The following is a 9,117-nucleotide window of genomic DNA, read 5'->3' as shown; positions in this document are numbered from 1 at the left end:
GTCCCCAGCAACAGGGCCAGCATCGCCCCGCCGAACAGGCAGGCCCAGCCCTGTTTGACGCCGAACATCAGGAACTCGAAGCCGTACCGGCTCCACGCCCGCCGGTCGGCCCGGGCCTGGAGGTGCAGCAGCCACTGGCGGCCCCAGGTTTCGAGCGGAAGGCGGCGCGGTGCGGTCATGGGATCACCCATGCCGCATCGGCCGCTCCTGCACATGAGCGGAATGTGAGCAATTCACGCGAGGCGTGAAATCAGCCCCGTCCGCGATAGGTCGGCACGCCCTGGTCCGGCAGCCACAGGCCCTCGGGCGCCGGGCCCGTCTGCCAGAAGACGTCGATCGGAATGCCGCCGCGCGGGTACCAGTAGCCGCCGATGCGAAACCATTTCGGCTGCAGCAGGTCGGCGATCTTCTTGCCGATGGCGACGGTGCAGTCCTCGTGGAAGGCGCCGTGGTTGCGGAAACTGGTCAGGTACAGCTTCAGCGACTTCGACTCGACCAGCCAGTCGCCCGGCGCATAGTCGATGACGATATGGGCGAAGTCCGGCTGGCCCGTCACCGGGCACAGGCTGGTGAACTCCGGCGCCGTGAAGCGCGTCAGATACAGGGTCCCGGCATGCGGATTGGGCACGCGCTCCAGCTCGGCGGTCTCCGGGCTGGTCGGCTGAACAGTGTGCTGGCCCAGCTGGTGCAGGCCGGAGGTGTCGGTGGTCATGCCGGGGATGTAGCGGTTTCGGCGTACGGCGTCATCCTCGCCCCCTCCGCTTCCATTTGCCTTCCCCGGCGACACCCCGCTATCCGTAGCCAAAGACAACTCGGGGAGTTCCGCATGGCCATTCCGGCATCGCTGAAAAACGGGCTGAAACTGCCGGTCATCGCCGCGCCGATGTTCCTGGTCTCCGGTCCGGATCTGGTGGTCGAGTGCTGCAACGCCGGCGTCATCGGCACCTTCCCCTCGCTGAACCAGCGCACCACCGAGGGCTATCGGGAGTGGCTGCACGACATCAAGGCGCGCCTGACCCCTGACGCCGCCGCCTTCGGGGTCAACCACATCGTCCACCCGACCAATCCCCGGCTGATGTCCGACATGATGGTCTCGGTCGAGGAGAAGGTGCCGCTGATCATCACCTCGCTGGGCGCGGTGCGCGACGTGGTCGAGGCCGTGCACGGCTATGGCGGGGTGGTCTTCCACGACATCGCCAACGTCCGCCACGCCCGCAAGGCGGCCCAGGCCGGCGTCGACGGCCTGATCCTGGTGGCCAACGGCGCGGGAGGCCACGCCGGCGTGGTCAATCCCTTCGCCCTGGTCGAGGAGGTGCGCTCCTTCTTCGACGGGACCATCATCCTGTCGGGCTGCCTGTCGACGGGGCGCGACGTGGCCGCGGCGACCATGATGGGCGCCGACTTCGCCTATATGGGCACCCGCTTCATCTCGACGACCGAGTCCGAAGCCCAGGCCGAGTACAAGCAGATGATCGTCGACGCCGGCGCCTCCGACATCACCTACACCCCCGCCGTCTCGGGCATTCCGGCCAATTTCCTGACGCCGTCGCTGGTCGCCAACGGCATCGACCCCAAATCCCTGCCCGAGCACAAGCTGGACATGGGCGAGGAGGCCAAGGCCTGGAAGACCGTCTGGTCAGCCGGCCAGGGCGCCGGCGCGGTGCATGACGTTCTGCCCGCCGGCCAGCTGGTTCGTCGGCTCCGGGACGAATATTCGCAAGCCTGTGATGATTTCGACAAGAAGCGGTTCTAGACCCGGGCCGACAAGAGAGGTCGAATCGCATGCTCCGCACCCTGACGACCGCCGCCGCCGCGGCGACCGCCCTGATGGCGTTTGCCGGTAACGCCGCAGCGCAGGAAGCGCCCTGGCCGGGCGGAACCGTGTCCTTCGCCGCCGGCGCCGCGACCGACAACCGCTCCAAGGACGTCTCCAAGTCGGACGGCGAGGCCTACGTCTGGGGCGAGGCCGAGTGGGCGAGCGCCTCGGGCCTGTTTTACGCCGGGACCGGACTGGAAACCATCAAGAGCTCGACCGGCTCCGAGCTGGAGGGGAAGATCGGCGCCGGCTTCACCCCCGACGTCGCCGGCTTCGATCTCGATCTGAACGCCACCTTCAAACAGCAGTTCAACGCCGATCCGGGCGCGGATGACGACGCCTGGGAGTTCACCGCGGACGTCAAACGCTCCATCGGCCCCGCCAGCGGCCGCCTCCGCCTGCAGCACTCGCCGGACGGCACGGGCTCGACCGAGGCCTGGACCTGGTACGAGGCCCGCATCGGCTGGGACTTCACCAGCAAGCTGGAAGCCACGGCCTCGATCGGCCGCCGCGAACAGGACAACAGCGTCGACTACACCGGCTGGAACGCAGGCTTCACCTACGCCCTGACGGACAATCTGGAAGCCGAGCTCCGCTACCACGCGACCGACGCCGACGTACCCGGCGAACAGTACGCCGACGCCCTTGTGGCCGGGCTCAGCATCGCTTTCTAAAACCTCGCCTTTTTGCGGCGAAGCGCCTATCTATGGTCGATGAGCAACCATCGTCCCACGACCCTCGAACGCGCCTATGAACTGGCCCGCGCCGGGGGCTGCCGCACCGTCGGCGACATCAAGACCGCGCTTCAGGCCGAAGGTTTCGAACGCATCCAGGACTCGCTGTACGGCCCCACGCTGACGGCCGCCCTGCGCAAACTGTGCCAGGAACACTACATCGCGACCCCCGAGGGCGAAGCGGCCGAATAGGCTTGCGGCTTGATTTCGCCGCAACGACAGGTCAAAAGCGTTTTGTCGATCTCTCTGCGAAACGCCACCCTCTGCTTTCGCACTGAGGTCTAGCCGCTCCATTCAGACCCGACAGGCTCCAGGGGCTCTTCCCTGAGGCCAACGCTAACGGAGGTCCTGAAAATGGCTACCGGCACTGTAAAATGGTTCAACTCCACCAAGGGCTACGGCTTCATCCAGCCTGACGACGGCGGCAAGGACGTCTTCGTCCACATCTCGGCCGTCGAGCAAGCGGGCCTGCGCGGCCTGGATGAAAACCAGAAGGTTTCCTACGAAATCGAGCGCGACAAGCGTTCGGGCAAGGAATCGGCTGGTCAGCTGAAGACCGAAGGCTGAGTTCACGCTCCGCTATCGCGGAGTGAACGAGATCAGGGCGGCGACCTCAAGGTCGCCGCCTTTTTTCTTGGCCGTTCCTCGCCCGTCATTCCGGGGCCGCGAAGCGGAACCCGAAACCCGGGGCCACAGCCCGATCCCCTGGGTTCCGGGTTCGCCTGCGACGCCCCGGAATGACGGGTGAGGAACACCGGCCCCGGACCCGCAGGAATCACAAGGCTTGCTATTGGGCCGGAAAGCGCCCACTTGAGGCTTCGTCGATCTCTTGCGAAACGCTGCTGCCCCTTTGCATCGCGCACCGAGGTCCAAAGCCGATCCCATCCAGACCCGACAGGCCGACCCGGAACCTCTTCCGGCGGTCAACGCCTAACGGAGGTCTCAAAATGGCTACCGGCACTGTTAAATGGTACAACTCCACCAAGGGCTACGGCTTCATCGCTCCCGATGATGGCGGCAAGGACGTCTTCGTCCACGCCTCGGCCGTCGAAACGTCCGACCTGGGCACGCTCAACGAAAACCAGAAGATCTCCTACGAAGTCGAACGCGACTCGCGTTCGGGCAAGGAATCGGCCGGTCGCCTGAAGGCCGCCGAATAGTTTTCGATGCCTGCCGGGGCTGATCGCCCCGGCTGATGGGAGGGCCGGCTGCCGAACAGGCGCCGGCCCGACTGTTTTTCAACCTCAGGAGACGCCGATGACCCCGCTTGCCGACATGATCCCCACGATGAGCGACCCGGACCTGAAGGCCCTGCGCCTGAACGCCCTGCGTCTGTCCGCCTCGACGACGGCCTCGCTGACGCAGATCGCCTCGGCCACCGACGTCATTCCGCTGATCGACGACGAGATCGCCCGCCGCGCCGCCGACAAGACCGCCACGGCCGTCAAGAAGCCCCGCGCCCCGGCCAAGAAGAAGGTCGTCCCGGCGTCCGGTCACCAGACCGCCCTGCCCGACTCCAAGGCCGCCTGAGTCGATACACACCCCTCTCCGTCATCCTCGGGCTTGACCCGAGGATCAGACGTGGGGGCCGAGCGCAGCGGCGGCGATAGCCCCGCGAGCGCGACCGCAACGCCTGCCTCCGAGCACCGGATGGGCTGATCCTCGGGTCAAGCCCGAGGATGACGACGTTGGGGGCCGTTGGCGGCCATCACCCCAGCGCCTGATCCAGATCCGCGATCAGGTCCTCGACCTCCTCCACGCCGACCGACAGCCGGATCAGGTTGTCGGTCACGCCGCCCGCCTCGCGCACCTCTTTCGGCACCGAGGCGTGGGTCATGATGGCCGGGTGATTGACCAGGCTTTCGACCCCGCCCAGCGACTCCGCGAGCGTGAAGACCTGGACCCGCTCCAGCACCCGTTTCGTCCGCTCCAGATCGCCGTCGATCAGGACCGTGACCATGCCGCCGTACTGGCCGTTCATCTGGCGTGACGCCAGCTCGTGCTGCGGGTGGCTGATCAGGCCCGGGTAGATGACCTTGGCCACCCCCGACTTGCGGTCCTCCAGCCAGCGGGCGACAGCGAGAGCGTTCTCGTTGTGCGCCTTCATGCGCAGGCCCAGGGTCTTCAGGCCCCGGTTGGCCAGGAAGGCGTCGAACGGCCCCATCACCCCGCCGACGGAATTCTGGAGGAACTTGATTTCCTTGGCCAGGTCGGGGTTCGCCGTCACCAGCGCGCCGCCGATAATGTCCGAGTGGCCGTTCAGATATTTGGTGGCCGAATGCATGACCACGTCGGCGCCCAGCTTCAGCGGCTGCTGGCTCCAGGGCGTGGCGAAGGTGTTGTCGACGATCAGCAGCAGGCCGTGCTTCCTGGCGATCCGCGACAGGCCCTCGATGTCGGCCAGTTTCATCAGCGGGTTGGTCGGGGTCTCGGCCCAGATCAGCTTCGTCTTCGGCGTGATGGCCGCCTCGACCTTCTCGAGGTCGCTGAGGTCGACATAGGCGAAGTCCAGCCCCATCGACCGGCGCCGCACCCGCTCGAACAGCCGCCAGGAGCCGCCGTACAGGTCATCGCCGGTGACGATGTGCGAGCCGGCGTCCAGCAGTTCCAGCGCCGTCGAGGTCGCCGCCATGCCGCTCGCGAAGCCGAAACCGTGGGTCCCGCCTTCCAGATCGGCCAGACAGGCCTCGAAGGCCTCGCGCGTCGGGTTCTTGCCGCGGGCGTATTCATAGCCCTTGTTCACGCCCGGGCTTTCCTGGGCGTAGGTCGAGGTGGCGTAGATCGGCGTCATCACCGCCCCCGTCGTCGGATCGGGCCGCTGGCCGGCGTGGATGGCGCGGGTCGAGAAACCCTGGCTGTTCTTCAGCTTGGTCATCAATTGTCCTGGTCGAGGCGGCCGATGTTGCCGGCGTAGAAGGTGGAGGCGCGCGAGAAGATTTCCGCCCACTCCGGCGGTCTGAACAGATGGCCGGCGCCTTCGATCACTTCAACCCGCGTATTGATGTCGTGTTCGCGCAGGAAGGCTGCCCAGGCGGCCGTGTTGCGGGGCAGGACGTGGGTGTCGTTCTCCGCCCGGATGATCAGCACCGGCACGCGCCGCCGGGGCGGCCGGGGCGTATAGACATCGACTCCGCCGGCCAGTCCCACCGCCGCCGCCGCGCGGCTGTTGCCCAGGGCCCCGTCCACGGCGACATAGGATCCGAGTGAATAGCCGAACATGGCCGTGCGCCGTCGGTCCACGCCGCGGTCGATGAACCAGTCGATGGCGTCCTCGCCCACGTCCCTCCAGGCCTCCATCATCCGCTCGGGACGGATCCCGTCGTCGGGGTAGGCGTCGGTGAACAGCGGCGTCAGCACCTGATAGCCGTCGCCGGCGAACCGCAGCGCCAGTTCATGCCACGGCCCGCGGTTGGCGATGCGGGCGCCCGAGCCGTGCATCATCACAATGGCCGCCCGACGCCCCTCGCCGGCAGGGCGATAGTGGATGGCGCGGATGGGTTTGCCGTTGCTCTCGAAGGTCAGCCCTTCGTGGGTCGGCTCCTGCTGCGCGACGGCCGACCAGGACGCCGCCGGCGTCGCGAGGCTCGCCGCCGCCCCGGCCAGCAGGCTACGACGGTCCATCCGTCGCCTCCATCCGGCTCTCCAGGAAGGCGCGCGTCGTGCTGAACACGCTGCACCAGGTCGGCAGATCGTACTGGTGGCCGTCGAAGGCCAGCTCCTGCACCTCGACGGTCGCCCCGGCCGCGCGCAATTCCTCGGCCAGGGCCCGCGTCGCGCGCACCGGAACGGCCTCGTCGCGCCGTGCGTGCAGCAACAGCGCCGACAGGTCGAGCTCCGCCGCTCCGTCTTCCACCGAGCCGCCGCCGGCCGCCAGGACCACCAGCCGTACGCCGCTGTCAGGAAGCGTGGCGGCGTCGACGGCCACGCCGGCGCCGCGCGAATAGCCCCACAAGGCCACGCGCTCCCCGGGGACGCCCCTCTCCGTCAGTTGCGCGGCGGCGTCCAACGCCGCCCGCCGCCAGGCCCGGGCGTTCACGGTCCGGCGGGTCTGGTCCGGCCTGGCCACGTCGAAATACGCCGGCAGGATCACCCGATAGCCCCGCGACGCCAGCTGGATCGCATGGGCGTCGAACAGGATGGCGTTCATCTCGAAGCCCGTCCCGCCGTGCAGCAGCACGATCCCGGCCCCGTTGGGCGCGCCGCGCGGCGTGTAGAGGTGAGCCCGGACCCTGTCCCCCCGGCTTTCGAAGGTGATCAACTCGCGGGACGCCCGCACCGCCACGTCGTCGGGGCAGCCCGGAATTCCCACCTGGGGCGGGGTCCGCGCCGCCTGCGCCTGCACCGGCCCGCAGAGGGCCAGCGCCAGGGCGAGGGCGGTCGCGGGGATTCGCATGTCTAGCGGTTCAGGCTCAGGTGATTGATCAGGTCGGTCCGGGTGATCAGGCCCACGAACGTCTCGCCGTCCAGCACGATGGCCACCCGGTCGCGGTCGAACAGAGGGATCAGGGCGTCCAGGCTTTCACCGACCTGAACCGTGTCGAGGTCGCGGGTCATCACCGTGCCGACCGGCTTCTTGAACCGCTCCTGGCGCGTGATCTCGTCGGTGTTCATCACATGGACGATGTCGCTCTCGTCCAGGATGCCGACCAGCCGGCCGTCCTGGATGATCGGCAGCTGCGAGACGTCGGCGCCGCGCATCCGCTTGAAGGCGGTGTCCAGGGTGTCGTCCGGCCCCGCCACGACCACGTCGCCCTTCTCGTATTTGCGCGAGATCAGGTCCGACAGGTCGCCGTGCAACGGCTGGTCGCCCAGTCCCTGATCGGCCAGCCAGGCGTCGTTGTAGACCTTGGAGAGGTATTTCGCCCCGGTGTCGCAGACGAAGGTCACTACCCGCTTCGGCTCCGTCTGTTCGCGGCACCAGCGCAGGGCGGCCGCGATCAGGGTGCCCGACGACGATCCGGCCAGCACGCCCTCCTTCAGAAGCAATGCGCGCACGGTGGCGACCGCCTCGGCGTCGGGGATGGAATAGGCCTTGTCGATCAGACTCATGTCGGCGGTGTCGGGCACGAAATTCTGGCCGATGCCCTCGACGGTGTAGCTGCCCTCCGGCCCCGGCACGCCCTCGTTGACGATCCCCGCCAGGGTCGAGCCGACCGGATCGGCCAGGATGACCTTCGCATCCGAGCCGACGCTCTTCAGATAGCGGGCGATGCCGGTGATGGTGCCGCCCGAGCCGATGCCGGCCACGAAGGCGTCGATGTCGCCGCCCATCTGCTCCCAGATCTCGGGGCCCGTGGTCTTGAAATGGGCCAGGGAGTTGGCGTCGTTGGCGAACTGGTTGACGTAGAATCCGCCCGGAATCTGCTGCGCCAGCCGCTCGGCCATGTCGGTGTAATATTCGGGATGCCCGTGCGGCACGTCCGAACGCGTCAGGCGAACATCGGCGCCCATGGCCCTCAAATGCTGGATTTTTTCCTTGGACATCTTGTCCGGGATGACCAGAAGCACCTTATATCCCTTGGCCTGACCCACCAGCGTCAGCGCCAGACCCGTGTTGCCGGCCGTCGCCTCGACGATGGTCCCGCCGGGCTTCAGAAACCCCTCCGCCTCGGCCGCTGCGATCATCGACAGGGCGATGCGGTCCTTGATCGACCCGCCCGGGTTCTGCGCCTCCAGCTTCAGGAACAGACGGCAGGGGCCGGTGTCGATCTTCGTCACCTCCACCATCGGCGTCTTGCCGATCAGGTCCAGCAACGAGCCGGTCGGACCGGACAGGACAGGCGTGGCGGCCAACGACATTCAATCACTCCAGAGGTTCGCGCCGGAAGCTAGGCGCGCCCTCGCACCATCACAACCCGCGCAAGATTTCGCCTCCGAAGAGGTCTCTCGTGCGTTATCAAGGATACAAATGAGCAAATCACCCCGCCGGCCCGTCGCCGGACTCCCCGACGAAGAAACGCTGATCGCCTTCCTCCGCGAAGCCGGGTCGGCCGAGAAAACCGATATCGCCCGCCACTTCGGCCTGAAGGGGGGCGAACGACGCGCCCTGCGCGAAATGATCCGCGCCCTCGAAGAGGCCGGAAAACTGGGCAAGCGCGGCCGCAAGGGCTTCGCCGAGGTGGGCGCCATGCCCGCCGTCGGCGTCGCCGACGTGGTCGAGCGCGACGTGGACGGCGAACTGTATGTCCGCCTGGTCGAGGCCTCGGCCGACGCCCCGCGCGCCCTGCTGGTCCCCGACAACGGCGGCAAGACCGGCCCCGCCCCCGGCATGGGCGACCGCGTCCTGGCCAAATTCACCCGCACCGAGGACGGCTGGGAAGCCCGCCTCATCAAGAAACTCGACGCCGGCGCCAACAAGGTGCTGGGCGTCATCCGCAAGTCCAACAAGGAGGTCCGGGTCGAACCCGTCGACCGCAAGTCGAAGGACGTGTTGATCGTTCCCCACGCCCAGGCCGAGGGCCTGCGCGACGGCGATCTGGTCCTGGCCGCCATCGAGAAGGGCGACCAGCGCTACGGACCCAAACGCGGCAAGATCCTCGAGAAGATCGGCCACGAGGGCGACGCCCG

At 67.6% G+C, this 9,117-nt stretch carries 11 protein-coding genes and 2 pseudogenes; 7 read left to right on the top strand and 6 right to left on the bottom strand.

Going from position 1 to position 9,117, the window contains the following annotated elements:
• Together V6M42_RS15315 and queF are read right to left on the bottom strand one after the other, a co-directional pair.
• Positions 1 to 179, bottom strand: a pseudogene (locus V6M42_RS15315) (DUF817 domain-containing protein); the annotation flags it as partial.
• Between the two features lie 71 nt (positions 180 to 250).
• A complete protein-coding gene (gene queF / locus V6M42_RS13120; RefSeq protein ID WP_332678885.1) occupies positions 251 to 712 on the bottom strand; it encodes a preQ(1) synthase in 462 nt (153 codons plus the stop codon).
• A gap of 114 nt (positions 713 to 826) precedes the next feature.
• On the opposite strand from queF, the gene V6M42_RS13115 reads away from it, so the two are divergent.
• From V6M42_RS13115 to V6M42_RS13090, 6 genes are all read left to right on the top strand, one after another.
• Positions 827 to 1,753, top strand: coding sequence for an NAD(P)H-dependent flavin oxidoreductase (locus V6M42_RS13115; protein ID WP_332678883.1), 927 nt, complete (start codon positions 827 to 829; stop codon positions 1,751 to 1,753).
• A gap of 29 nt (positions 1,754 to 1,782) precedes the next feature.
• Positions 1,783 to 2,490 carry a TorF family putative porin gene (locus tag V6M42_RS13110; RefSeq protein ID WP_332678881.1) on the top strand — a complete coding sequence of 236 codons (708 nt, stop codon included), beginning with the start codon at positions 1,783 to 1,785 and terminating at the stop codon, positions 2,488 to 2,490.
• A 39-nt stretch (positions 2,491 to 2,529) separates the two neighbouring features.
• Complete coding sequence (locus V6M42_RS13105) at positions 2,530 to 2,742, top strand: hypothetical protein (protein WP_332658413.1); 213 nt, start codon at positions 2,530 to 2,532, stop codon at positions 2,740 to 2,742.
• A gap of 162 nt (positions 2,743 to 2,904) precedes the next feature.
• Complete coding sequence (locus V6M42_RS13100) at positions 2,905 to 3,117, top strand: cold-shock protein (RefSeq protein WP_055828888.1); 213 nt, start codon at positions 2,905 to 2,907, stop codon at positions 3,115 to 3,117.
• A gap of 380 nt (positions 3,118 to 3,497) precedes the next feature.
• Positions 3,498 to 3,710, top strand: a complete 213-nt coding sequence (locus V6M42_RS13095) for a cold-shock protein (protein WP_055828885.1) — start codon at positions 3,498 to 3,500, stop codon at positions 3,708 to 3,710.
• Positions 3,711 to 3,807: 97 nt separating this feature from the next.
• Positions 3,808 to 4,080 carry a hypothetical protein gene (locus tag V6M42_RS13090; RefSeq protein ID WP_056617475.1) on the top strand — a complete coding sequence of 91 codons (273 nt, stop codon included), beginning with the start codon at positions 3,808 to 3,810 and terminating at the stop codon, positions 4,078 to 4,080.
• Between the two features lie 178 nt (positions 4,081 to 4,258).
• Here V6M42_RS13090 and V6M42_RS13085 read toward each other — a convergent pair whose 3' ends face one another.
• From V6M42_RS13085 to V6M42_RS13070, 4 genes are read right to left on the bottom strand one after another with little or no spacing between them, the layout of a single operon-like run.
• Complete coding sequence (locus V6M42_RS13085) at positions 4,259 to 5,425, bottom strand: cystathionine gamma-synthase (RefSeq protein WP_332658417.1); 1,167 nt, start codon at positions 5,423 to 5,425, stop codon at positions 4,259 to 4,261.
• A complete protein-coding gene (locus V6M42_RS13080; RefSeq protein ID WP_332658419.1) occupies positions 5,425 to 6,171 on the bottom strand; it encodes an alpha/beta hydrolase family protein in 747 nt (248 codons plus the stop codon). The genes V6M42_RS13085 and V6M42_RS13080 overlap by 1 nt, the downstream gene beginning before the upstream one ends.
• A complete protein-coding gene (locus V6M42_RS13075; RefSeq protein WP_332678880.1) occupies positions 6,158 to 6,943 on the bottom strand; it encodes an alpha/beta hydrolase family protein in 786 nt (261 codons plus the stop codon). The genes V6M42_RS13080 and V6M42_RS13075 overlap by 14 nt, the downstream gene beginning before the upstream one ends.
• Before the next feature lie 2 nt (positions 6,944 to 6,945).
• Positions 6,946 to 8,349 carry a pyridoxal-phosphate dependent enzyme gene (locus V6M42_RS13070; RefSeq protein ID WP_332658423.1) on the bottom strand — a complete coding sequence of 468 codons (1,404 nt, stop codon included), beginning with the start codon at positions 8,347 to 8,349 and terminating at the stop codon, positions 6,946 to 6,948.
• A gap of 109 nt (positions 8,350 to 8,458) precedes the next feature.
• Here V6M42_RS13070 and V6M42_RS13065 point away from each other — a divergent pair.
• Positions 8,459 to 9,117 (top strand): annotated as a pseudogene (locus V6M42_RS13065) (ribonuclease R); the annotation flags it as partial.

The organism is Brevundimonas sp., from assembly GCF_036677305.1.
Taxonomy (GTDB): Bacteria; Pseudomonadota; Alphaproteobacteria; order Caulobacterales; family Caulobacteraceae; genus Brevundimonas.
Note: the sequence above shows the minus strand (reverse complement) of the source record. Positions and strands in the feature narration are given on the sequence as shown.

Excerpts from the sequence above, each read along its gene's own strand:
- V6M42_RS13070 (WP_332658423.1), bottom strand. The coding sequence starts at position 8,349 with ATGTCGTTGGCCGCCACGCCTGTCCTGTCCGGTCCGACCGGCTCGTTG.
- V6M42_RS13100 (WP_055828888.1), top strand. The coding sequence starts at position 2,905 with ATGGCTACCGGCACTGTAAAATGGTTCAACTCCACCAAGGGCTACGGC.
- V6M42_RS13075 (WP_332678880.1), bottom strand. The coding sequence starts at position 6,943 with ATGCGAATCCCCGCGACCGCCCTCGCCCTGGCGCTGGCCCTCTGCGGG.
- V6M42_RS13105 (WP_332658413.1), top strand. The coding sequence starts at position 2,530 with ATGAGCAACCATCGTCCCACGACCCTCGAACGCGCCTATGAACTGGCC.
- V6M42_RS13115 (WP_332678883.1), top strand. The coding sequence starts at position 827 with ATGGCCATTCCGGCATCGCTGAAAAACGGGCTGAAACTGCCGGTCATC.
- V6M42_RS13080 (WP_332658419.1), bottom strand. The coding sequence starts at position 6,171 with ATGGACCGTCGTAGCCTGCTGGCCGGGGCGGCGGCGAGCCTCGCGACG.
- V6M42_RS13110 (WP_332678881.1), top strand. The coding sequence starts at position 1,783 with ATGCTCCGCACCCTGACGACCGCCGCCGCCGCGGCGACCGCCCTGATG.
- V6M42_RS13085 (WP_332658417.1), bottom strand. The coding sequence starts at position 5,425 with ATGACCAAGCTGAAGAACAGCCAGGGTTTCTCGACCCGCGCCATCCAC.
- V6M42_RS13090 (WP_056617475.1), top strand. The coding sequence starts at position 3,808 with ATGACCCCGCTTGCCGACATGATCCCCACGATGAGCGACCCGGACCTG.
- queF (WP_332678885.1), bottom strand. The coding sequence starts at position 712 with ATGACCACCGACACCTCCGGCCTGCACCAGCTGGGCCAGCACACTGTT.
- V6M42_RS13095 (WP_055828885.1), top strand. The coding sequence starts at position 3,498 with ATGGCTACCGGCACTGTTAAATGGTACAACTCCACCAAGGGCTACGGC.